This window comes from Shewanella sp. 10N.286.51.B2 (assembly GCF_041469265.1).
Classification (GTDB): domain Bacteria; phylum Pseudomonadota; class Gammaproteobacteria; order Enterobacterales; family Shewanellaceae; genus Shewanella.
Window position 1 is genome coordinate 25,138 of the sequence record NZ_JBFRKH010000055.1, and the last position, 23,434, is coordinate 48,571.

The window sequence follows — 23,434 nt, forward strand, 5'->3', positions numbered from 1 at the left end:
GGTTAGTCCTTATTTGCCTCGGCGTACACCGCGTGTGGTGCGGCTAGTTGAATTACGGAAACTGCTGTCTTTGGAATAATTTGAACGGAACTTACTTGTGCTACGTGCTGTTTTGGTTCCGGCAGTACTGGCTTTAGGTGTTGCAGTACTTTGTCTTGATAAGCTGGTTGAGCCTGTACGTGATTTCGCATACGGGCTATTAAATTGCTTACCTTGAGAATTAAAGGTTTTCTTGGTGTTCTCAAATGTACGATTTTGCGCGCTCGCCTGTTTAGGAGACGTATAACGGTAGCGACCGACATCATTGTAGTAGCTGTAACCACGATTGTTTGACCAGCGGTCATAGCGTACAGGATTCATGATGTTAGAGAACATCGAATACATGCCATACCAGGCCCAAAATGACATGCCGCTTGAATTAGTTTGCCAGCTACCATAAGCGGGGTTACCCACTAGCTGGCTTCCTGCACCAAAATCTTCGCTACCGTTGGCCATTGCTTCGGCTTCACGGCTGATGGCGTTAACCCTTGCCAGCTGTCCACCTGATAAATCAGCCACCACATTAACGGGATCGGAAAGCATGTCATTAAACAAACTTGAATCAGCTGCTTGATAAATATTTTGCGCTTCTTCGAGCTGCTGATCTAAATCAACGAAGTTGGCAGAATCGGCCAGTTCACTGGTTCTGCGTTTTAGTGATTGGTACATAGGGCCACTTGAGGTCGCATCACGCGCCAGTTCATCAAGTAGCGGCACCAGATCAGGCTTACTGTTTTTAAGTAAGCTGGTATATTGTGTCAGTAAGGTGGCATTACGAAGCTCACCTGCGTTTAGCATTGAATCGAGTTGAGTCAATCGCTGCTGTGACAGCTGCTGATATTGCGTAATTTTTTCAGGTCTGTCATCACCACAACCTGATAATGTTATGCACAAGATCAGCGCTGAAAATACTGCAAGGACACGAGGAAGCATGCCAGCCATGTGTTCTCCAAATAGTATAAAATACATATATAAATATAGTATCAAGTCGCATAATTATATGCTTAAAACTGACTAAATATTTACATGGTTCGGTATTACTGTTGTAAAGGATATAGTAGTCTTAATCGAAGGTACAATATCGACTAGCTATTTATGCGATCGTTGATTTTATTGTATAACACACCTTGACATAATATGTCGAATTGAAATGTGTAAGTCTTAGTAATTTGCCAAAGGGATCGGATAAACATGCACAACCAAAGTAACAACGTCTTGTCTGCAGAGCTTAATGAAATTGCAGCACGTTACTGGTTAAGGCTTTGTGAAACATGGCCTGAAATCACTGAAAAACTAACCCTGTCACAACAAGCTGAATTAAAGTTAGTGTTAGGTTTGAGTGATTATATTGCCGAGCAATTGTGCCGTAATCCCCAGTGGATTGAATTGCTATTCGATGGTCAGTTAACTCAGCTCGATAGACAGTCTTTTACTGGTGAATTACACACTAATTTAGCCTCATCAAGCTCAGAAGAGCAGGTTAAAAAACAGCTACGTCAATTTCGAAACTTCCAAATGGTACGTATCGCTTGGCGAGACTTTTTAAATTATTGCGATGTTGAAGAATCACTACTGGATTTATCTAGCTTAGCCGAAGTGCTGGTAATTGGTGCTCGCGATTGGCTCTACACCGATATGTGTCAGCAAATCGGCACCCCAACAGATGAAGAGGGCAATCCACAGCCGTTACTTATTCTCGGTATGGGTAAGCTTGGTGGTCGAGAACTGAACTTTTCCTCTGATATCGATTTGATTTTTACCTTTCCTGAACATGGTGAAACCATCGGTGGTCGCCGCGCTCAAGCTAACCAGCAATTTTTTATCAAAATGGGTCAACGACTGATCAGTCTATTAGATCAAATTACTGTTGATGGCTTTGTGTTTCGGGTCGACATGCGCCTGCGCCCATACGGTGAAAGTGGCCCGTTAGTGGTCAGTTTCAGTGGTCTTGAAGATTACTATCAAGAGCAAGGTCGTGATTGGGAACGTTACGCCATGGTTAAGGCGCGAGTACTCGGGCCTTGGACGCAATATAGTGATGACTTACATGACTTATTAAGGCCTTTTATTTATCGTCGCTATATCGATTTTTCAGCCATTGATTCGCTACGAAAAATGAAACGACTTATTGCACAAGAAGTTAGACGCAGACAGCTCACAGGCAATATAAAACTGGGAGCCGGCGGGATCCGCGAAGTTGAATTCGTGGTGCAAAGTTTTCAGCTCATACGTGGCGGACGAGAACCTGCACTGCGACAACAAAGTTTGTTTGGCGCAATTGATACCTTATATAAGCTAGGTCAGTTAGAGTACTTGGCCGTTGATGAGCTAAAACACAGCTACATTTTACTGCGCCGAGTTGAAAACCTACTTCAAGCTCTTGATGATAAGCAAACCCAAACATTGCCCGATAATGCCACAGATTGGCAGCGACTATGCTATGCCATGGGCGAGAGCGATGAGCACAGCTTGCGGGAAAAAATTGCCAATGCCATGGGCAACATTCATCGCCACTTTAAAGATACTGTCGGTGGCGAAGATGAACAGGACTCAAGCGAGCATTGGACTTGCCAGTTATGGCAAATTCATGATCAGGAAAATGCCTTAGCGTTACTTGAAGAGCATGATGTTGAAGATGATAGTTTATGGCCAAGCTTAGATGACTGGCGCAGCAATGTATTAAAACGCTCAATAGGCCCCAGGGGACGTGAAACTCTTGAAAAATTAATGCCTAAATTGTTGGATGAATTATTAGAGCAACCAGTCCCGAGCGTGGCATTAAAAGCGGTATCAGGGGTGTTAGATAAAATTTTAACCCGTACCACTTATCTTGAATTATTGTGTGAGAACCCCGGCGCCCGTCAGCAGCTCATTAGCCTTTGTTGTGCTAGCCCCTGGATTGCCGAAGAGTTAGCGAATTTTCCGATGTTACTGGATGAACTCATCGATCCGGCTCAGCTTTACGATACCACCCCGCTGGATGACTACCCAAGTGAGTTAAGGCAGTACCTATTGCGCGTTCCAGAAGATGACATGGAACAACAGATGGAAGCGTTGCGCCAGTTTAAGCTGTCACAACAGTTAAAAATTGCCGCCGCTGATATTACTGGCGTGCTACCTGTGATGGAGGTGAGCGATCACTTAAGCTACCTTGCAGAAGCCATCATTGAGCAAGTGGTATTACAAGCCTGGCATCAAATTTCCTCAAGGCACGGCATACCTGCAGGTACAAGCTCTGAGAAAATGGGCTTTGCTATTATTGGTTATGGAAAATTAGGTGGCATTGAGCTGGGATATGGCTCTGACTTAGATCTGGTTTTTTTACATAACCATCAAGGCGCAGGCGCTACAGATGGTAAAAGACCGATTGATAATGGCCATTTTTATTTAAAACTTGCGCAGCGCATTGTGCATTTATTTGCTACCCGAACCACCTCAGGTGAGCTCTATGAAGTGGATATGCGCTTAAGACCTTCTGGCGCTTCAGGCTTATTGGTTAGCGAGATTGAACAGTATCGCGAATACCAGCGAGATGAGGCCTGGACATGGGAGCATCAAGCTTTGGTGCGCTCACGTTTTGTTTATGGCGATCATCGCTTAGCGGCACGTTTTAGTGAAATTCGCACAGAGGTGCTATCGCATCAGCGCCAGCTTCCTGAACTTGCGAAACAAGTTCGCGATATGCGCATTAAAATGCGCCAGCATTTATTGAAAGCATCAAACGGTAAGTTCGATTTAAAACAGAGTGCGGGTGGCATTGCCGATATTGAGTTTATGGCCCAGTATTTAGTGTTAGCCTACGCTAACAAAAATAAAGAGTTGTCCATATGGTCTGATAATGTGCGCATTTTTCAGCTATTAGCCGAGCTTGAGATTTTACCTGTGATGACTGCTCAATACCTGACTCAAACCTACTGTTGGCTACGGGATGAAAGTCATCGCCTGACTCTTCAGCGCGCTAAAGGCGAAATCGATGCAGATAAAGCCAATAACAAGGTCAGCGAAATTATTAATATTTATCAGCACATTTTAGGTGAAGCGCTATAACGTCTTGTCTAAAACCGTAGATTTTTGGTTTTGTTAGGATAACGGTGCGGAAAAATAGTTACCTGCACCGTTTTATATAAATTAAAAGCGGTGCAGCACGGCATTCACACACTGATTCAATTTGATACACCATCTTCATATAAAATTTGTCTTTCTCAGGACTAACTCACAGTCTTGTTACTGCATTATTTTACACTGATTGTTTTGAGCCACCTTAAGCGCGCATTCGTATTGATTGCTTTGTCTATTAGGTGTTTAGTGAACAGGTTTTCTTTGTAAGGATGTAGTGATGAAAAATGCCATTGATATATATGAAGCGCTAAAAGTATTTAATAAGATAACCGACATGGGGCAAAAGCTGGCCGCTGCAGATGGCGACAACTCTAGCTATGAACTATGTGGCTTAAATGCACAAACAGGCTTTGATGGCTACACAATTATTCTTAGTGACGGCCGAACCTCTTTAACGATTTATTTCCATAATAAATATCAATTTGATTACCCAGATAATGCTGCGTTTGATAATTTTATGGCGCGTTTTGCTGAGGTGATGAAGTACTCAGTATAAACAGCACTATGTCATCAAAAAAATTTTGCGCTTTAGTTGCGCTTTGCTGCACGCTAAAGCTTACCTAAGTGCAATTAATGTTATTTTCTGTAGTTAATTCTCAAAGCTGTTAACTCGCACCATTTAACAGCTAGCGTTACAAATTAGCAGTGAGCTAATTATATACATTTAAATTTTTAAACTTGTGCAAAGGCGTAAGAAAGCTGCCCACGGCTGGATATTTTGGTTTTTTTGAACATATTCTGAATATGCATTTTTACTGTATTAATCGATATGCCTAAATTGGCAGCGATTTCATCATTGGTTAAGCCTTGGCATATCAGGGTTAATACCTGCTGCTCTTTCTTGGTCGTTAATGACAGTAATTCATTCTGGCGTTGGGTATTGGGTTGTCGTTTCTTTGATTGAATATAACGTGACATGGCATCGTGGCTGAAATAAAGCTTATTAGCATTAATGCTTTTAAGGGCTTCAATAATGTCAACTTCAGTTGCGGCCAATGGGAGTGCGCCATGGAATCCATTAGAGATAAGTAAAGTTTCACACTCAGTATCTAGTTGAGGGCAAAAGACTAAATGCTTACCTGTTGTAAGAATATCAGCTGAAATTAAATAGGCGTGTTTATGAGGGGCTTCTAAATAGTGAATAAGAAATTTTGGCCTTTTATCGGCAGCTTTACAGGCAAAGTTTAGTGAGTCATAGAAGGCGGTTTCAATATTGAGTAATCCTGAGATTTTAGATACTTGCAGGGCCTGTGGTTCTGGAAGTTGTTTAAAAATCACATCTGAAAAAATCATTTCGGCTACATCCCTGTTATTTGGGCTACTATTGAAAATCCGTTCAATAGCAAATTTATATATTAAAGACAGGCTCTTTTACTAATAGCCGATACATTAAACTATTAAGTTTTACTTTTAAAGCGAAAAGCTCGGAATTGACCTGCAACTTGTGTAAAAGAAATGTTATTTGTTGTTTTAATAAAGTTGGTTTAGTATATGTCAAAATTAATAATAAAGGAAACTGATTGGTATGAATAACAAAGGAAATGGGGTTACTTTTATTGGCCCTGATACTTCATTGGATGGAGATATGACTGTACAGGGACCTGCTTTGGTTGCCGGTAAAGTTAAAGGTGTTATTCGTTCAACAGACCAAGTTAAAATTGAAGTTGGTGGCGAAATTGACGGTGAGCTTTTTTGTCAAGAATTAAGAGTTTGTGGTGAATTTAAAGGTAAATTACATTGCAACAGTTTAGTGATTGTAAGCTCTGGTGTAGTTGAAGGTGATGTATCTAGCCATAAAATGGAAATTTATGATGGTGGTCAATTTTTAGGTGCCAGAACCAAGGGCCCTGAAGAAGGCGTATTACCCCAAGCAACTGTTGAAGATAAGCCAGAAGCACAAGTCACAGAAGCCTATGCTTTCCCAAAGACTGAAGCGCCTGTTGCAGAGGCGCCGATAGCTCAAGCTGCAAATAAGGGACATTTTAACAATCTTAAGCCAGAGCCTGTAGTAAAAACTACCGTAGCGGTTCAGGTGAAAACAGATGTTAATAAAGCCGAACCTAAGAAAGTCGATGTTAAGGCTGAACCTGCACCTGCCACAACTCAGATTAAACCACAGACTCTTGCAGAAATTAATTCACAGACCAGTGGTAGTAGCGCTGCAACTGCAAATTCTCGAGTAGAGCCTCAAGTAAATACAGATGCTCATAATAACCCGAAGCCAGTTGCAGAACCTAAGCCTAAGTCAAAACTTGAGATTAAGCCGCAACCGAATCCTCAAGCTCAACTTGCTGCAGCAGAAGCGGCGAGAAAGGCTCAAGAGAAATCATCAGGTTCAGGTGCTAAGCTATTTGTCGCGGCTATCGCTGTTGCTGCAATTGCTGGCGCGGTTTATAAAAAAGATGAATTGACTCAATTGATTGAATCAAAGCCTGTTACAGCTTCAGTGGTGAAACCGGCAACGACGGTTATTGATATTGAACCACAGCAAATACAGCCAGCAGAAAACCAAATTGAACTTGCTAAGGCAGATGAAGTACTTGAGCCTTCAGTTAGTGTTGCGCTTACCACTGATATTGACGAGTCTGAAATTGTGACTACTGCAAATGATGCGCCTGACTCGGCAATTGAAATGCAAGCAACAGCATCAGCTGAAACAGAAGCAGAACTTGAAGTGACAGAAACTGCTTTAGCTGATGAAACTGAAGACTTGCTTGTCAGTGTGAATGAGGCTGTTGTAGCAGTTGAAGATGAAGTGGTCAGTCAGCCTCAAGTTGATAGCTTAATGGCAGATCTACTCGCTGAAGAGACGACTGATGAGGTTGCAAGTTCAGCAGAAGCAACTGACACGGTTGGCAGCTTATAAATTTTTAAAAGCTAATCTGCAAATAAAAAGGCCTTCATTAGAAGGTCTTTTTATTTATGCTTTCTTTAATGTGTTTATTTTTATATCAGTAACATCCCCCCCTTCCGCACAGCTTTTCTTTGTTCATTTTGACACTTTTTTAACTGCGTAATTCTTATTATCAAGTATTCAGATAGTTATAAACGCTTCGCTCTAATGTTGTGCGCGCCAAATTAAAGTTGCACCTTATTAGTGCATGAAAAGACTTTTTTATTTAACTTATATTTTAAAATGCTATACGAATCATGGTTTTACATGATTGGCCTGATGATTGAATTGTATTTGTAAACAAATTTATAACAATCACACTTTTGGAGGTCGAGATGAAACTCGTCAGCGCTATCATCAAGCCATTTAAATTGGATGATGTCCGTGAAGCTATTGCAAGCATGGGCATTGAAGGAATGACTGTTACCGAAGTAAAAGGTTTCGGTCGTCAAAAAGGTCACACTGAGCTATATCGTGGCGCAGAATACCAAGTCGACTTTCTTCCTAAAGTGAAGTTGGAAATTGCTACTAAAGCAGAAAACTTAGATATGTTAATTGAAGCCATTACGACAGCGGCTCATACCGGCAAGATTGGCGATGGCAAAATTTTTGTTACTGATCTTGAGCAAGCTATCCGTATCCGTACGGGTGAGCTAGATAACGAAGCACTATAAGGGGAATGTAATGGAAGAGTTAGCAACGTTAGGCACAACCGTCACCGAATTACGTTTCGCATTAGATACGTTTTATTTTCTAATATCAGGTGCGTTTGTCATGTGGATGGCAGCAGGTTTTGCAATGCTTGAGGCGGGCTTAGTTCGTTCAAAAAATACCACAGAAATTTTAACTAAAAATGTATGTTTATATTCAATCGCCTGTGTGATGTTCCTGTTAGTGGGTTACAACATCATGTATGTCGATAACACTGAAGGTGGCTGGTTACCATCATTTGGTTCATTAATTGGCTCACAAGCCGCTGATGCAGATCATGCGCTGGAGTCTGACTTCTTCTTCCAAGTTGTATTTGTTGCAACGGCAATGTCAATTGTGTCTGGTGCAGTTGCAGAGCGAATGAAGCTTTGGTCTTTCTTAATCTTTGCAGTGGTATTAACCGCGGTTATCTACCCAATTGAAGGTTACTGGACTTGGGGCGGTGGCTTCCTTTCTGCTGCTGGTTTCGTTGACTTCGCTGGTAGTGGTATTGTACATATGGCCGGTGCAGCAGCAGCTATCTCAGGAGTACTATTACTGGGTGCTCGTAAAGGTAAGTATGGCCCAAATGGTGAAGTTCATCCTATCCCAGGTTCAAACTTACCAATGGCGACATTAGGTATGTTTATCTTATGGATGGGTTGGTTTGGCTTTAACGGTGGTTCACAATTATTAGTCTCAGACGCAGAAAATGCTTCAGCAGTGGCTAAGATTTTTGTAAACACTAACTCAGCAGCCGCTTTCGGTGCAGTTTCAGCATTATTAGTTTGTAAAGTTGTCTGGGGTAAGGCTGACCTAACCATGATTTTAAATGGTGCATTAGCGGGCTTAGTGGCTATTACAGCAGACCCATTATCACCTTCACTATTAATGTCAGGTGTCATTGGTATCGTCGCTGGTGGTGTGGTTATCTTCTCAATTGTTGCCTTTGACCGCATTAAAATTGATGACCCAGTAGGTGCAATCTCTGTACATGGTGTTGCCGGTTTCCTAGGTCTAATGCTAGTACCATTATCAAATGCTGATGCAAACTTTGGTGCTCAGTTATATGGCGCAGCAGTTATCTTTGCTTGGGTATTCTCAGCTTCATTCGTAGTATGGTTTATCCTTAAAGCGACAGTGGGTATCCGTGTTACTGAAGAAGAAGAGTACAACGGTATGGATGCATCTGACTGTGGTGTTGATGCTTACCCAGAGTTTGTTTCAATCAAATCAGCTGGATAATAGATTGCTTTAAACACTGAGCATGTTAAAACTAAAAGCAGAACCTTAGGGTTCTGCTTTTTTGTGACTCTTAAAAAGTGAACAAGTGTGACGAGTGAATAAGTGCAATGAGGTTTAACATGGTTAATTACTTTCAAGTATTGATGATTGCTTTACTTATCAGTATCAGCTTTTTCGCCACTGCGGGAAAAGTGGTTGTGAGAAAGACATCTGAACCATTTGACGCTTTTGCAATACGAAATCAAGTTCAGCAGGACTATCAATGGCAGCAAATGCTCAAAATGCAGCAGCAAATTAATATTTTACAAGCTCTGCCGAATGGCTGTTTGGTATTCGCTGCGCCATACCGTTATTTTAATTGCGCCGGTAATTCCTACCGACCATACACCTATCAAAACCAAGAGGTGTTTATTCAAATTGACCCGCCAGTTGCCAAGTAATAATGAAATTCAAATATTCGCCACTGGCTTAAGCTTTTTACATTCATCTTTTGTAACTTTTTCAAAATCGCAATTCTGCCACTAACTTCTATGCTTAATGATAGGCTTTTATGTGGGGTAGAATTATGTTGCATCATGATGACGTTTCTTCGAAAAATTCACTAATAATTCAATCTTTTGGTTTTTCACGCCTTAATCTCTGTTTTTATTTACTAATATTGATTTTTATTTCAGGCTGCTCTAGCACGTCGAGTATCAATAAAGCCAAGGTTAATGTCAGTGGCTTATTTAACGATAGTTATTTTAATGAGGTAGATATTCCCGCTACAGCAGAGATTTACAATTTACCTGATGAGATAGTTACTGAAATACAGCGTGATTTTGCTCGCTCAGGTGGCGTTAACGGCCTTAAAATACCGGTAAACCTTTGGCTTGCTGAATACATCAATGCTCAAGAGGGGGGCTTTGAATATCGAGATCACTACACCCGAATGGCCAGCGTGACAGCCCTTGAGCGGGCGGGTAACTGCATGTCGCTGGTGGTACTGACAACTGCTATCGCACAGGTACTTGATGTCCCTGTAAAGTTTCAAGATATTGATGTAGAACCCATATGGGATAGAAGGGGAGGTTTTTACCTCGTAAATGGTCACGTAAATATGAAACTACTGCACCGTGACGCTCCCAATAGTATTAGTCTTCACGGTTCGGACATATTAGTGGATTTTTTGCCTGAGCGCTCAATACGCTCATACCGTGTTAAGCAAATTAATAAACAAACCTTATCTGGAATGTACTTTAATAATGTTGCAGCAGAAGCATTAGTACGCGGTGACTACGACTTAGCGTATGCATTGGTAAAACGGGCTATTGAGTTAGACCCGTATCACGTCAATAGTATTAACACTCTGGCGGTGATTTATCGTCATAAAGGATTAGATGAACGGGCAGAAAAAGCCTATCGCTATGTGCTTCAGTTAGAACCTAAAAATATCACTACCCTGTATAATCTTGCATTAATATTAGGTGAGCAAGAGCGACTAGAAGAGTGGAAACAGGTTCATAAAATTCTTGAATTAGCCCGCATTAATAACCCATTCTATTACTTTGATATGGCCCAAGAGGCGTATTTTGAAAAGCAATATCAAGAAGCCTTAGTGTGGTACAAACGTGCGGTTGAACGGGCGGATTACCGCCATGAGTTTTATTTTGGTTTGTCCCGTGCCTACTGGGCAACAGGCGATCAAAGACGTGCCAAGAAAACCATGCAAAAGGCGCTAGATCTTAGCCATGATGAGACCAATCAAGATCGTTATAAAGGTAAGCTGCAAGCTATGATGCGCCATTAATATAATAAGGCCTAGTTACTTTAGCCACTTACAGCGTGTTAGCTGCAAGTGGTTTTTTATTGCTTGATATATTTTGATAGCAATAATCGAAGGAACAGACTCAAGATTAAAGCGAATTGAATTGAAGATAATTTTAGAAATGAATGAATTTATTAGATATTTTATATTTTGAATATGAAAGCTATTTAATAACAGTAATTTAAATTGAATAATTTGATAAAACCGTAGATTGGATGTTTTATTGTATGCTAGTGTTTGAAATATAAAGCTGTCCGTAATGCTTTACTGCTCAACGTTTAACGTTGGCATAAATAACTGTTTGCTGGAGTTGTATAAACTATGTATTACAAAAATGATGACGTTAGAATTGATGAGATAAAAGAATTATTGCCCCCAATTGCTATTTTAGAGCGATTTCCGGCGTCAGAAGCAGCATCAGCAACAGTGTTTAATGCACGAGATAGCATTCATAGAATTTTAAACAAACAAGATGATCGCTTACTTGTTGTTATTGGCCCTTGTTCAATACATGATCCAGTCGCAGCTTTAGATTATGGCAAGCGTTTAATTGCTCTACGTGAGCAATTTAAAGATCAACTAGAAATTGTAATGCGTGTTTACTTCGAAAAGCCTCGTACTACGGTAGGTTGGAAAGGGCTGATCAATGATCCTTACATGGACAATAGCTTTAAGCTTAATGACGGCCTACGAACAGCGCGTAAATTATTGGTCGATTTGAATGAATCTGGCATACCAGCCGCCGGTGAGTTTCTTGATATGATCACGCCGCAATATGTGGCAGATATGATGTGTTGGGGAGCCATCGGTGCCCGTACTACAGAGTCACAAGTGCACCGTGAGCTTGCTTCAGGTTTATCGAGCCCTGTAGGCTTTAAAAATGGTACTGATGGCACCATTAAAGTGGCGATTGACGCGATTGGTGCAGCAAGTGCTCCGCACCACTTTTTGTCAGTCACCAAGTTTGGTCACTCAGCTATTGTATCCACGAAAGGTAATCCAGATTGCCATATTATTCTGCGCGGCGGTAAAGAGCCTAATTATAGCCAACCTCATGTTAGTGCTATTGAAACTCAATTAGAGAACGCCAAATTGCCTGCTAACATTATGATTGATTTTAGCCACGCTAACAGCAGTAAAGACTTTAATAAACAGATGCTAGTGGCTGAAGATGTTGCTGGGCAAATTAGCCAAGGCAATCACAATATTTTTGGGGTGATGGTTGAAAGCAACATTGAAGAAGGCCGCCAAGATCTCGTGGTCGGCAAGGAGTTGTGTTACGGCCAAAGCATAACTGATGCATGTATTGGCTGGAGTGATACTGAAAAGCTATTAGCCACGTTAAATCAAAGCGTATTAAATCGCCGCGGCTAACAGTGCTGCTTGTCTCCAATAATTAAGGCGCTTTTTAGCGCCTTAATTATTGCTATTAGCTAAATATTCATTGGCTTTTGCAAGGCTACCAAAAGCAGAAATAAGATTATTTCTTCCCTTATCCTGAAGCTCAGGGTTACCAGACTCAATCATCATCCACACCCAAGTTTGAATTAATTGCATTGGTGGAGCCTGCGTTTTTGCTGCGTCTAACATATTGCGTCCTTTGAACTGGGAATAAAGGTGAATGATTAATGGAAATCGCTAACAAGTAACGAGTAAAGAGTAGCAAATTCTTTTTCGTTGCAGAACTGTAAACCAAGCTGATTTTGCAATATTTTGTGTTTTTTTGCTAAAAAATAACCTTTGATACTAGCAAATGATAATATCTGTAAGTCTAAAGTGCTATTAGCGTCGATATTAAACGCTATGATGATTTAATTTTGGCTGCTTAAAACAAATTCTTTAGTCTTGCTCAAATCAAGTCACACTAAATTGGCGACTAAGTGTTAACTTAGTGTGGTGGCAAAAGTAAAAGCTAGTTTCGAAATAAACATTCTTAAATTTAATCATTGGTGGTAATGAATGAGACCGTCGGCGTATTTTGATGGACCAGTAGGCAAGCTTAATTGGAAAGTCGTTGGGTTATTAGTGCCCTACTTATTTGAGTTTAAAGGCCGCATCTTTTTGGCGATGTTGTGTTTGGTCATTGCCAAACTTGCTAGTGTTGGTTTGCCATTTATTTTAAAAGACTTAGTCGACAGTTTAGATGGCCAACGCACCGCAGCTATTGTTGCTGTGCCTATTGCATTAGTGCTTGCATATGGCGGGGTGCGCTTTTTAAATGTAGTCATTGGCGAAATTCGTGACACCTTGTTTGGTCGGGTGACTGAAAGAGCCATTCGCCGTTTAGGCTTGAGCGTATTTGAGCATTTGCACCGCCTAGATCTTGATTTTCATTTAGACAGACGAACCGGCGGGTTATCAAGAGATATTGAGCGCGGCACCAGTGGTGTGAGTTTTCTGATGCGCTTTATGGTGTTCAATATTGTGCCGACATTATTAGAAATTGCTTTAGTGGTTGGCATTTTCCTTTATAACTACGGTGTTGGCTTTGCGCTTATTACCTTGGTTGCCGTGGTTGCTTATATTGGTTATTCAATTGTGGCCACTGAGTGGCGCACCGGCTATGTTAGGGATGCTGCAAGGGCTGACTCTTTATCGAATACTCGCGCCATCGACAGCTTATTAAATTATGAAACAGTTAAATACTTTAATAATGAGCAATATGAGTCAAATCGCTATGATTCTGCACTAGAGCAGTGGGAGGTCGCAAAACGTAAAAACCGTCTATCATTATTTGCTTTAAATGCGGGCCAAGCGTTAATCATCGCTGTGGCGATGACGGCGATGATGTGGCTAGCCGCTTCAGAAGTTACCGCAGGTAATATGAGCTTAGGTGATTTTGTATTAATTAATGCTTTTATGATGCAGCTGTTTATCCCGTTAAATTTCTTGGGTTTTGTGTATCGTGAAATACGCGGGGCACTGGCTAATATTGAGCGGATGTTTGATTTATTGGATAAAGTGCCCAGCATTAATGATAAAGCGAATGCCACAGATATCTCGCCAACGATTGGCGCGTTGTCATTTCATGATGTGAACTTTAATTACGATAACAGACCCATTCTTAAAGGGGTGAGCTTCACTGTACCAGCGGGACAAAAAGTCGCAGTGGTGGGTGAAAGCGGCGCCGGAAAATCCACTTTAATAAAACTGTTGTTTCGCTTTTATGATGTAAACTCTGGCGCTATTAGTATCGATGGCACAGATGTTAGAGGCCTATCGCAACAAGCGCTGCGGCAATCTATTGCAATCGTCCCTCAAGATACTGTTTTGTTTAACGATAGCATTTTTCAAAATATCCAATATGGTCGCCCTGATGCGACTGAAGCTGAAGTTAAAAGTGCAGTAGCGCTGGCGAATTTAACTGAGTTTATTGAGTCATTACCACAGCGCTGGGATACTAAAGTCGGCGAGCGCGGTCTTAAACTTTCTGGCGGAGAAAAGCAGCGCGTTTCCATTGCCAGAGCAATATTAAAAGCTGCGCCGATACTAGTCTTTGATGAAGCGACATCATCTTTGGACAGTAAATCAGAGCAAGCAATATTAACGGCGATAAAAGATGCTGCTAAAGGTCATACGAGTTTGGTGGTGGCACATCGATTATCCACCATTATTGATGCCGATAAAATTGTGGTACTTAAAGATGGAATGGTGGCTGAACAAGGGACCCATAACACCTTGTTAGCGCTTAATGGGGTCTATGCCAAACTATGGAAAATTCAAAATGAGCAGGCGCTCTCCCTCTGATAAGTGGCTGTTAGCAGTTTTATCTCTTTGATAGTGGCGTTTTTGTGTATAATTAGTATTAATTGCCTTGAAAGGATTGAGTTCGTATAGGTAAGTAGGAAGTTAGTTGGTAATTAAATCTAGGTATGGAGGTCGTGGGTGCAAAACATTTCTTTAATAGCAGCCTTAGAAGGTACACAACATAAAGTGACTACTGATTGGTTTGCAATTATGGCAACGCTTGAAAATCGAGAAATGAATCAAGATGAACTACAAACTGTTTATGATGAGTTGTGCGCAGGATTGATTGTTACCACTCGCGGTTTAACCTTGGCTAAAATCAATGACAATAACAGTGAAGATAGTTTACTAAAAGCCGATGATAGTGCCGAAGATGTTTTTATTTAAATCACCGACTAGTCATGTTTAGCTGCGAATATAGTAGCTAAATAGCCATCAAGCTTAAATTACCACAAGTTTCCAAGCCAGTAAAAGCAATCTAATTGCTTTTTCTGCTAACTATAATCTGTTATTGACCTTTGGTGGATTTAGCCTATTAAGGGAATGCTTTTAGCGCTCACCACTGTTATAGCAAAGACTTAAATAGTGCGATTTATTAACGGCTTATTAAGCGTTTTTAGACCAACTATTACAAACCATTTTAATGATTGACTCTGCGTTAGCATCAAGGGTTAATCGTCTGATTTCGCCTTGGTTAAAACAGATTTTCTCACCTTCAATTTCTGACATCCTTTCGCAGTTATTACAGGTTAATGATATTGTCTTTGCAGACATCATTGGCGTCATTAATGAATGTGATACTTTCAAATGTAAACCCTTTTGATAAAAGCTTGCTCTAAGTCACGATTTTACACCTAAATGAGGCTTAGTTCAAAATTAGAACTGGCCAATTAATTAGCGATAAGTCTAATAGCTATAATACGGCTACTGGTATAAGTGCTGCGGATCATGTGCGTCCAAATCAGTATTGCCGATAAAACTTATCTAATGAAATAGATACGCCACTGTCAGTGACTATTCTCGCATGATGGCGGGTTAATTGTCTTGGCTCACTCACCCCACAAGAATGAGCAATAACCTTTAAATCATAATGCAGTGAGCGATTGTAGCTTGCCACTCTTGCCGACTTATTGCGCGGATCTAAGCCTTGCTGTAATTTTTTGTTATGGGTCGTGATACCCGTTGGGCAGGTGTCTTTGTTGCATTGCAATGCTTGAATGCAGCCTAAAGCAAACATATTACCTCTCGCTGAGGCAATAAAGTCTGCCCCCGTTGCCAGTGCCCACGCCACTTGCGAGGGCAGCACCATTTTACCGCTGGCAATAATTTTTATGCGTTGTTTGAGGCCTTTGTGTTTTAACAGGTTAACTAAAATTGGCAGGCTTTCTTTAAGCGGTAAACCCACATGGTCCATTAATGCCTGCGGCGCAGCGCCAGTGCCGCCTTCTGAGCTGTCTAAAGTAAAAAAATCCGGCGCGTGTTCAATGCCTCGTAGCAGTATTTCTTCACATAAATTAATGAGCCATTGCTCGTCTCCAACGACGGCTTTGATACCTGTGGGTTTACCGGTGATATTACGGATATGCGCGACCATATCCAGAATATCGCCGACCTGATTAAATTCAGGATGGCCATTGGGGCTTATTGAGTCTTCCCCAACAGGAATGCCTCTAATGGCGGCGATCTCACTGGTGACCTTAAGGCCTGGTAGGATCCCGCCTTTACCGGGTTTTGCGCCTTGGCTTAACTTAATCTCAAACATTTTTACCTGATCATGGGCTGCGATTTGCTCAAGTTTTTGATCATCCAATAACCCTTGCTCATTACGTACACCATATTTGGCGGTACCAATTTGAAATACTAAGTCACAGTTACCTTTAAGGTGATGTTCACTTAATCCGCCTTCGCCAGTATTTAACCAGCAACCCGCTTGGGCCGCGCCATGGGATAGCGCAGTAATCGCTGGGCGCGAGAGCGCACCAAAACTCATCGCAGATATATGGCATACTTTCGCTGTCGCATAGGGATGAGTACAGTTTGTACCAATGGTGATGACAGCGTCATTATGTTCATCAGAATCGTATTTAGGAAAGGCCGCATTTAAAAACATAATGCTGCCAGTTTTATCGTGGCTTTGGGTTGAGCCAAAGGCAATGGTGCGGTTTATGCCTTTGGCAGCGCGATAAACCCAACTGCGTTCGGCGCGATTAAAGGGCAATTCTTCTCGATCTTGGGCAAAAAAATACTGCCTGAAAAATTCACCCTGTTTTTCAAATAAGTATCTAAATCTGCCAATAACTGGATAGTTATGCCTAATCGCTTGCTTGGTTTGTAATTTATCTGCGAGATACATATAAATTATCGCGATAAAGAACAGTGCGATAAACGCAAGAAATAATCCCGTAAAAACTTCTAATCCCCAAATAAACCAATTCTTCTGCATTTTTGTTCCTTAAAAATGATCTGTTTGATGCAAATTTGACGCTAGCCTGTGATTATCTGCGTTTATTTTAACCAGATATGCAGATTTATGACTATCCTCAGTATGGCTGATGGGGGATATTTATGACAAAAAATTTGACCTTGTTCTAGCTAAGTATAAGTAAGCGATAGAGTTTGATTGCTATTAAAACAGTTTTACCCAGCTATTGCCGAAGGCGTTGATCAAACCTATAGTTTAATACAGTAAGGTCTAGCCAAATGTTGTTTAAAGACCCTGCCAGTAGATAAATAGCAGATCTAAAATCAAGGAATTACCCTATGTGGACAACTGGTACTGTAATTGAACGTATAGATTGGAATGACAAGTTGTTTTCGCTGCGTATTCGCGCCGATGTTGAGCCATTTATTGCCGGTCAGTTTATTAAACTGAGTCAGATGCGTGACGATAAGCGCATTGCTAGAGCCTACTCTATCGTTAACCCACCCGGTAAAGATTATGTCGAAGTGCTGGCCGTCGCTGTTGAAGATGGTCAGTTATCTCCAGATTTACAGGCACTTAAAATTGGCGATAACATCGAAGTAACCACCAAGGCATCAGGCTTTATGACTTTAGATGAAATCCCCTCAGGGGCACTTCAAGGCCCTGATTTGTGGTTTTTGGCAACTGGCACTGCCGTGGGGCCTTTTATATCGATTATGGAAACAGCAGAGCCGTGGCAACGGTTTGAAAAAGTGGTGCTGGTGTACGGTGTGCGGATGATTGCAGACTTGGCTTATTTACCCCAATTACAAGCGCTGCAGCAACAATATCCCGAAAAATTTGAACTGATACCTATTGTCACTCGTGAAGAATATAAAGACGGCTTATCTTGTCGTATCCCTGATGGGTTAAGTAGCGGTCTCATTGAACAAGCGGCTGGAGTTACCTTGTCGCAAGATAACTCACAAGTACTTATTTGTGGTAATCCAGGAATGATTTCTGATGCGCAAACGGTACTAATAGAAAAGGGGTTAGTGAAGAATCTACGTCGAGCACCAGGGCAAATTACCGTCGAAAAATATTGGTAGCCTGCTTTTAAATAGACTTTCGTTAGCGAGTAACTAGCGAGCTGTAGCTTGTTAGTATTTCGGCAGTAACATTGCTGTAACTCGCATTATCAATGGCTAAACTGTTTATTCGCTTGCTGCGAAAAGCGCAGAAGCTGTAATTAATGCAGTACATTTAAAAAATATATTTTAATCTTAGTTAGCTTATATCCTTAAACAATACTTGCTCCTTAGATAGTGATCTATTACCCTTATCGCAATTGATAACTGTTATCATTTCTATAAGCAGTTACTCGTTAGTATTATGAAAGTCCCCCTGTACGGGGCCATTATGCTGATAAAAAGTAACGCAACGCCAAGGAGAATTTGGAATGAAGTCGTTTAAGCGTCTGGCACTGTTAGGATTAGCAGCAGTATCGTCACTAAGTTCAATTTCAGCAACCGCTGCTGAAGATCTTACTATCTATTCTTATCGTCAAGCTTTTCTAGTAGAACCCATTTTAGCGCAATTTACCGAACAGACTGGCATCAAGGTGAATGTGGTTTTTGCCAAAGATGGCATCGCTGAGCGTATTGCTCGTGAAGGGCGCTTATCTCCTGCAGATCTAGTGTTAACCTCTGACTTTTCTCGTTTAATGGAACTCGTTGATAAAAAATTAGTTGTTGATGTGAATAGCGAGACTTTAAATCACAATATCCCGGCCCAATACCGCTCACCGAGTAACGATTGGTACGCATTAACCATGCGGGTACGTAATGTTTATTCTTCAAAAGAGCGTTTAGGTAAGCTAGATATTAATTATGAAGATTTAGCCTCTGAGCAATATAAAGGCAAAATCTGTACTCGTAGTTTCAAGCACCCTTATAACATTGCCCTGGTTGCTTCAATGATTGCCCATCACGGTGAAGCTGAAACCAAAACGTGGTTAGAAGGGCTTAAAGCCAATTTAGCTCGTAAACCACAAGGCAATGATCGCGCGCAAGTTAAAGCGGTAAACGAAGGTTTATGTGATATCGCCTTAGGTAACAGTTATTACTTTGGTAAGATGATTAAGGACCCTAAGCAAAAAAGCTGGGCTGAATCAGTGGAAATCAACTTTCCTAACCAAGATAACCGCGGTGCCCATATAAATGTTTCAGGTATGGCACTAGCTAAGTTTGCCCCAAACAAAGATAATGCTATAAAATTGATGGAATTTTTATCATCTAATGTAGCTCAAAGTCTTTACGCAGAAGTCAACATGGAATATCCGGTAAAAGCCGATGTTGCCCCTTCTGACATGGTAGCCTCTTGGGGGGACTTCAATGCAGATAGTCTTCCAATCTTTAAGCTAGCAGAAAACCATCAAGCGGCAGTGAAGCTAATTGATGAAGTAAAATTTGATCTGTAAGGATGCTTTATTTCGCCGCGTTAACCGATAACGCGGCATAGACTGGAAAGTATTTATGATCTTAGGCTTAACCAGAGGCTGGTCGTTCGCTGGTTATGCAATTGCGGTAATATTAATTTTGCCGCTTTTTGCACTTTTAGTACAAGCTACACTCCCTGACGAAGCTGTTTTTAGTCACTTAATTGACACCGTTTTACCGACCTATATTAGTAACAGCCTATTGCTGATGCTGAAGGTCTGTGTCGGTTCCTTAGTGATTGCAGTGCCAGCCGCTTGGTTGGTAGCTCGTTGTCATTTCCCTGCTAGACGTTACTTTCAATGGGCGCTGCTATTGCCACTGGCAATGCCTGCTTATATTGTCGCGTATGTGTATACCGACATGCTTGATTACGCCGGTCCTGTACAAAAGTTGCTAAGGCAAGTGTTTGGCTGGACGTCCCCGCAAGATTATTATTTCCCTGATATTCGCAGCCTAACCGGCGCAGCAATTATGCTGTCATTGGTGTTATTTCCTTATATCTATTTATTAGCCAGAACGGCTTTTATGGAGCAATCTTCCAGCCTATTGCACGCCTCTAGAATTATGGGCTGTAGCCCGTGGAAAAGCTTTTGGCGTTTAGGCCTGCCAATGGCAAGGCCGGCACTTGCAGTAGGGATGGCATTAGTGGCCATGGAAACCGCTGCCGATTTTGCTACAGTGAGTTACTTTGCGGTGCCAACCTTAACCACTGCGGTATACGACACTTGGCTGGGTTATGGCAGCTTATCGGCAGCAGCAAAATTATCAGCCATTATGTTGCTGGTGATTTTTGCCATGGTGGGTTTTGAGCGATTTGCCAGACGCAAACAAGAGTTATATCAAAAGCAGTCTAGGTTAACTGAATCAGACAGATACCAGCTAAAAGGTGTTAAAGCTTGGCTCGCCTTTGGCTATTGTAGCCTGCTGATTGGTCTCGCGTTTTTATTACCTTTTATTGTATTAAGCGGCTACGCCATCGACTACTTTGACCAGAGCTGGAACAGCCAGTTTTGGCAATACAGTTTCAACAGTTTGTATATTGCCCTCGTCGTGAGTTTTATATGTGTGCTACTGGCATTAGTGTTGATGTTTGTTAGGCGCGTAAGCCCCCGTCGGGCAGACCTATTACCTTCACGATTAAGTAGCACAGGCTATGCCATACCAGGCACAGTGCTGGCTATTGGCGTGTTGGTGCCATTAACGTATTTAGATTTTGCTATAAATGATGTCTATGACTATTTTGGTGCGCGCGGCCCAGGATTGTTATTTACCGGTAGCGTTATCGCGCTAATTTTTGCTTTTTGCGTTCGCTTTGTGGCGATATCTATTGGCAGCATTGAAAACAGCTATAAACGTATTTCGCCTTCCTTGGATATGGCCAGTATTACCATGGGGCAAAAGCCGACTAAGTTATTATGGCGAGTGCATTTACCGCTGCTACGCAAAGGCATTTTTGCAGGGGCATTATTAGTGTTTATTGAAAGCATGAAAGAGCTACCCGCAGCGCTATTGTTAAGACCCATTGGTTTTGAAAACCTCGCCACCTATGTATTCCAGTTTGTCTCCGATGAACAACTCGAACATGGCGCTTTGGCTGCTATCGTGATTGTGTTAGTTGGGTTAGTGCCATTGATTTATCTAAACCGTTCATTGGAGCAAGAGAGCTAATATGTCCACATTGACCATTCAAAATGTAAAAAGTGACTACCAAGGACAGGTGATTCTTAAAGGGCTCGATCTCACTTTAGAACAAGGTGAAATCGTTGCACTGCTTGGCCCAAGTGGTTGCGGAAAAACCACCTTATTACGTGCTATTGCAGGTTTACAGGCCATCAGCCAGGGCTGTATTTCAATTAATGGTGAGTGTTTAAGTGGTGACAACACGTTTGTTGCCAGTGAACATCGCGGCATTGGAATGATTTTCCAAGACTATGCCTTATTTCCGCACTTAACTGTCAGTGAGAATGTGTTATTTGGGGTCAATGGGCTGGATAATAGTCAACGTAAAGCCCGGCTTGAAGAGATGCTACAACTGGTCAAGCTTGAAGGGCTAGAGTCGCGTTACCCCCATGAGTTATCAGGTGGACAACAGCAACGGGTATCTATTGCTCGTGCATTAGCCTATGAGCCTGAATTATTATTACTTGATGAACCGTTTTCTAACATTGATGCCCAAGTACGAAATGAAATGATGTTAGAGATCAGGCAAATATTAAAACAGCGTAATGTCAGTGCGGTGTTTGTGACCCACAGTAAAGATGAGGCCTTTGTGTTTGCTGATAAGCTGGCATTGTTTAAAGATGGCGCCATTGTACAACACGGTTTAGCTGAAACCCTCTATGCTCACCCTAAAGAGCGTTATGTGGCTGATTTTCTTGGTGCGGGTAATTATTTATCTGTGATGGTGAAAAATCAGCAGCAAGTGTCATCTATTCTGGGATTAATTGAAAGTACCTCTGAGTTATCTCAAGCTGCTAACTATCAAGGCCAGTTGCTACTTAGACCGCAACAGATTGATCTACAACCTGCTTCTCAAGGCCATGGTGAAATTATTGAGCGTCGTTTTCTAGGTACAATTTGTCATTATTGGGTTAAGGTAGGACAACAAACGCTCGAAGTTAGAAGCCAATTAACTGAACTGACCTTAGGTCTGAAAGTCAATTTATCAATCTCGCCACATTCACTGGTTATTTTTTAGTGATGCGTATCAAAGTTGTTAAAAAATTGAGCTTGAGCACAAGGAATTAATTGCTCAATTACCTTACAATTATGCTCTCTTATATTTGATAAAGGTGATTGATTCCAACATGGAAAATCAGAATATGCCTCGCGAACAGTTAGGGGTTTGTGCCGAAGGTAATTTGCATAGCGTCTATTTGATGTTTAATGCAAATGACGCTGTTGAAGCTCAATTACGCCCTTGTTTAGCCAATGTTGCTCAATACATCTATGAGCTCACAGATCAATATGCAGATAGTGCCTTTAATGGCTTTGTAGCTATTGGCGCTAACTATTGGGATTCACTTTATAGTGAACAACGTCCTAAACATTTGCGTCCATTCCCAGCGATGCAAGCTGAAAATCGTGATGCGCCTGCCATTGAATATGATTTATTTGTGCATATTCGTTGCGATCGTTACGACATCCTTCATCTAGTGGCCAATGAAATCAACCAAATGTTTGAAGGCTTGGTTGAGCTGATTGAAGAAGAGCGTGGCTTCCGCTTTATGGATAGCCGTGACTTAACTGGTTTTGTTGATGGCACAGAAAACCCGAAAGGCCGTAATCGTCAGCAAGTGGCTTTAGTTGATGATGAGGATGCCAGCTTTAAAGGTGGCAGTTATATTCATGTGCAAAAGTATGCCCACAACTTAAGTAAATGGAATCGTTTACCGAATAAAAAACAAGAAGATATCATTGGTCGTACCAAGCAAGATGATATTGAATACGCCTCTGAAGATAAGCCGTTAACCAGCCATATTAAGCGAGTTAATTTAAAAGATGCCCAAGGTAACTCAATGGAGATATTGCGTCAGAGCATGCCATTTGGGTCGCTTAAAGAACAAGGGTTAATGTTTATTTCAACCTGTCGCACGCCGACCAACTTTGAAGAAATGCTTCGCAGTATGGTGCATGGTGACGGCCATGGTAATCATGATCATTTGATGCAGTTTACCAAGGCATTAACCGGCTCATCATTCTTCGCGCCTTCGCTAGATTTTTTAGCCCGTTTTGCCAATGATTAAACGCAAATAACAAATTAGCCGACTGTAGCAGGTTAATTATCGATAAAAAAAAGCAATGCCTCAGCATTGCTTTTTTTGGTCTGTTATCTGTTAGAGCGCGGTGCGTTTGTAACGGCGATATTCAGGTTCCCAGAAATTACTTTCAATTTGTTGTTGCAGTAATTCATCTGGACAAGGTAGGGCTAATTCTTGCTCGATAGCTTTTTTAGCCACTGCAAAAGCAATATATTTGCTCACTTGCTGAATGTC

The 23,434-nt window shown here is 41.5% G+C and carries 20 protein-coding genes; 15 read left to right on the plus strand and 5 right to left on the minus strand.

The features are described from left to right. Nucleotides 1-9: 9 nt before the first annotated feature. On the minus strand, nt 10-981 hold the full coding sequence (locus AB4140_RS15060; protein ID WP_102438551.1) for a hypothetical protein: 972 nt from the start codon (nt 979-981) through the stop codon (nt 10-12). Nucleotides 982-1,224: 243 nt separating this feature from the next. Between AB4140_RS15060 and glnE the strand changes: the two genes are divergently transcribed. Both glnE and AB4140_RS15070 read left to right on the plus strand, forming a co-directional pair. Then, nucleotides 1,225-4,086: a bifunctional [glutamate--ammonia ligase]-adenylyl-L-tyrosine phosphorylase/[glutamate--ammonia-ligase] adenylyltransferase gene (gene glnE, locus AB4140_RS15065; RefSeq protein WP_372001558.1), complete on the plus strand. Its 2,862-nt coding sequence runs from the start codon at nt 1,225-1,227 to the stop codon at nt 4,084-4,086. A 289-nt stretch (nt 4,087-4,375) separates the two neighbouring features. Then, complete coding sequence (locus tag AB4140_RS15070; protein WP_102438547.1) at nt 4,376-4,654, plus strand: DUF3081 family protein; 279 nt, start codon at nt 4,376-4,378, stop codon at nt 4,652-4,654. A 176-nt stretch (nt 4,655-4,830) separates the two neighbouring features. Here the strand turns inward: AB4140_RS15070 and AB4140_RS15075 are convergent, their stop codons facing one another. Continuing rightward, complete coding sequence (locus AB4140_RS15075) at nt 4,831-5,451, minus strand: response regulator transcription factor (RefSeq protein WP_303410291.1); 621 nt, start codon at nt 5,449-5,451, stop codon at nt 4,831-4,833. Nucleotides 5,452-5,683: 232 nt separating this feature from the next. On the opposite strand from AB4140_RS15075, the gene AB4140_RS15080 reads away from it, so the two are divergent. The 6 genes from AB4140_RS15080 (at nt 5,684) to aroG (ending at nt 12,167) form a co-directional block, all read left to right on the plus strand. Beyond that, the gene (locus tag AB4140_RS15080; RefSeq protein WP_102531058.1) at nt 5,684-7,024 is read left to right on the plus strand and encodes a polymer-forming cytoskeletal protein; all 1,341 of its coding nucleotides are present in this window, start codon (nt 5,684-5,686) and stop codon (nt 7,022-7,024) included. A 362-nt stretch (nt 7,025-7,386) separates the two neighbouring features. Then, nucleotides 7,387-7,725, plus strand: coding sequence for a P-II family nitrogen regulator (locus AB4140_RS15085; protein WP_076539720.1), 339 nt, complete (start codon nt 7,387-7,389; stop codon nt 7,723-7,725). A 10-nt stretch (nt 7,726-7,735) separates the two neighbouring features. Further along, nucleotides 7,736-8,986, plus strand: coding sequence for an ammonium transporter (locus tag AB4140_RS15090; protein WP_102438541.1), 1,251 nt, complete (start codon nt 7,736-7,738; stop codon nt 8,984-8,986). 119 nt (nt 8,987-9,105) lie between these two features. Further along, the gene (locus AB4140_RS15095; RefSeq protein WP_241900972.1) at nt 9,106-9,426 is read left to right on the plus strand and encodes a hypothetical protein; all 321 of its coding nucleotides are present in this window, start codon (nt 9,106-9,108) and stop codon (nt 9,424-9,426) included. 110 nt (nt 9,427-9,536) lie between these two features. Further along, nucleotides 9,537-10,775 (plus strand): lipopolysaccharide assembly protein LapB, encoded by a 1,239-nt coding sequence (locus tag AB4140_RS15100; RefSeq protein ID WP_241900971.1) that lies wholly within the window; start codon nt 9,537-9,539, stop codon nt 10,773-10,775. Nucleotides 10,776-11,114: 339 nt separating this feature from the next. Beyond that, a complete protein-coding gene (gene aroG / locus AB4140_RS15105; protein WP_102438539.1) occupies nt 11,115-12,167 on the plus strand; it encodes a 3-deoxy-7-phosphoheptulonate synthase AroG in 1,053 nt (350 codons plus the stop codon). A gap of 42 nt (nt 12,168-12,209) precedes the next feature. Here aroG and AB4140_RS15110 read toward each other — a convergent pair whose 3' ends face one another. After that, complete coding sequence (locus AB4140_RS15110; protein ID WP_102438537.1) at nt 12,210-12,383, minus strand: hypothetical protein; 174 nt, start codon at nt 12,381-12,383, stop codon at nt 12,210-12,212. Between the two features lie 369 nt (nt 12,384-12,752). Between AB4140_RS15110 and AB4140_RS15115 the strand changes: the two genes are divergently transcribed. Together AB4140_RS15115 and AB4140_RS15120 are read left to right on the plus strand one after the other, a co-directional pair. Then, on the plus strand, nt 12,753-14,540 hold the full coding sequence (locus AB4140_RS15115) for an ABC transporter ATP-binding protein/permease (RefSeq protein ID WP_102475321.1): 1,788 nt from the start codon (nt 12,753-12,755) through the stop codon (nt 14,538-14,540). Nucleotides 14,541-14,678: 138 nt separating this feature from the next. Then, entirely contained in the window at nt 14,679-14,927 is a 249-nt protein-coding gene (locus tag AB4140_RS15120) for a hypothetical protein (RefSeq protein WP_102438533.1), read from the plus strand. Nucleotides 14,928-15,146: 219 nt separating this feature from the next. On the opposite strand, the gene AB4140_RS15125 is transcribed toward AB4140_RS15120, so the two are convergent. After that, nucleotides 15,147-15,347: a hypothetical protein gene (locus AB4140_RS15125; RefSeq protein WP_241900970.1), complete on the minus strand. Its 201-nt coding sequence runs from the start codon at nt 15,345-15,347 to the stop codon at nt 15,147-15,149. A gap of 154 nt (nt 15,348-15,501) precedes the next feature. Next, nucleotides 15,502-16,983: an FMN-binding glutamate synthase family protein gene (locus AB4140_RS15130; protein WP_102438529.1), complete on the minus strand. Its 1,482-nt coding sequence runs from the start codon at nt 16,981-16,983 to the stop codon at nt 15,502-15,504. A gap of 317 nt (nt 16,984-17,300) precedes the next feature. Here AB4140_RS15130 and AB4140_RS15135 point away from each other — a divergent pair, with 317 nt between their 5' ends. From AB4140_RS15135 to AB4140_RS15155, 5 genes are all read left to right on the plus strand, one after another. Continuing rightward, on the plus strand, nt 17,301-18,050 hold the full coding sequence (locus AB4140_RS15135) for a ferredoxin--NADP reductase (protein ID WP_102438527.1): 750 nt from the start codon (nt 17,301-17,303) through the stop codon (nt 18,048-18,050). 350 nt (nt 18,051-18,400) lie between these two features. Beyond that, entirely contained in the window at nt 18,401-19,420 is a 1,020-nt protein-coding gene (locus AB4140_RS15140; protein WP_102438525.1) for a Fe(3+) ABC transporter substrate-binding protein, read from the plus strand. Nucleotides 19,421-19,475: 55 nt separating this feature from the next. Continuing rightward, entirely contained in the window at nt 19,476-21,107 is a 1,632-nt protein-coding gene (locus AB4140_RS15145) for an iron ABC transporter permease (RefSeq protein ID WP_102438523.1), read from the plus strand. Nucleotide 21,108: 1 nt separating this feature from the next. Further along, nucleotides 21,109-22,137, plus strand: a complete 1,029-nt coding sequence (locus tag AB4140_RS15150) for an ABC transporter ATP-binding protein (protein ID WP_102438521.1) — start codon at nt 21,109-21,111, stop codon at nt 22,135-22,137. 109 nt (nt 22,138-22,246) lie between these two features. Beyond that, a complete protein-coding gene (locus AB4140_RS15155) occupies nt 22,247-23,185 on the plus strand; it encodes a Dyp-type peroxidase (RefSeq protein WP_102438520.1) in 939 nt (312 codons plus the stop codon). Nucleotides 23,186-23,434 lie beyond the last annotated feature (249 nt).

Excerpts from the sequence above, each read along its gene's own strand:
- AB4140_RS15075 (WP_303410291.1), bottom strand. The coding sequence starts at position 5,451 with ATGATTTTTTCAGATGTGATTTTTAAACAACTTCCAGAACCACAGGCC.
- AB4140_RS15130 (WP_102438529.1), bottom strand. The coding sequence starts at position 16,983 with ATGCAGAAGAATTGGTTTATTTGGGGATTAGAAGTTTTTACGGGATTA.
- AB4140_RS15085 (WP_076539720.1), top strand. The coding sequence starts at position 7,387 with ATGAAACTCGTCAGCGCTATCATCAAGCCATTTAAATTGGATGATGTC.
- AB4140_RS15070 (WP_102438547.1), top strand. The coding sequence starts at position 4,376 with ATGAAAAATGCCATTGATATATATGAAGCGCTAAAAGTATTTAATAAG.
- AB4140_RS15145 (WP_102438523.1), top strand. The coding sequence starts at position 19,476 with ATGATCTTAGGCTTAACCAGAGGCTGGTCGTTCGCTGGTTATGCAATT.
- AB4140_RS15115 (WP_102475321.1), top strand. The coding sequence starts at position 12,753 with ATGAGACCGTCGGCGTATTTTGATGGACCAGTAGGCAAGCTTAATTGG.
- AB4140_RS15080 (WP_102531058.1), top strand. The coding sequence starts at position 5,684 with ATGAATAACAAAGGAAATGGGGTTACTTTTATTGGCCCTGATACTTCA.
- AB4140_RS15090 (WP_102438541.1), top strand. The coding sequence starts at position 7,736 with ATGGAAGAGTTAGCAACGTTAGGCACAACCGTCACCGAATTACGTTTC.
- aroG (WP_102438539.1), top strand. The coding sequence starts at position 11,115 with ATGTATTACAAAAATGATGACGTTAGAATTGATGAGATAAAAGAATTA.
- AB4140_RS15155 (WP_102438520.1), top strand. The coding sequence starts at position 22,247 with ATGGAAAATCAGAATATGCCTCGCGAACAGTTAGGGGTTTGTGCCGAA.
- AB4140_RS15140 (WP_102438525.1), top strand. The coding sequence starts at position 18,401 with ATGAAGTCGTTTAAGCGTCTGGCACTGTTAGGATTAGCAGCAGTATCG.
- AB4140_RS15150 (WP_102438521.1), top strand. The coding sequence starts at position 21,109 with ATGTCCACATTGACCATTCAAAATGTAAAAAGTGACTACCAAGGACAG.
- AB4140_RS15060 (WP_102438551.1), bottom strand. The coding sequence starts at position 981 with ATGGCTGGCATGCTTCCTCGTGTCCTTGCAGTATTTTCAGCGCTGATC.
- AB4140_RS15100 (WP_241900971.1), top strand. The coding sequence starts at position 9,537 with ATGTGGGGTAGAATTATGTTGCATCATGATGACGTTTCTTCGAAAAAT.
- AB4140_RS15110 (WP_102438537.1), bottom strand. The coding sequence starts at position 12,383 with ATGTTAGACGCAGCAAAAACGCAGGCTCCACCAATGCAATTAATTCAA.
- AB4140_RS15095 (WP_241900972.1), top strand. The coding sequence starts at position 9,106 with ATGGTTAATTACTTTCAAGTATTGATGATTGCTTTACTTATCAGTATC.
- AB4140_RS15135 (WP_102438527.1), top strand. The coding sequence starts at position 17,301 with ATGTGGACAACTGGTACTGTAATTGAACGTATAGATTGGAATGACAAG.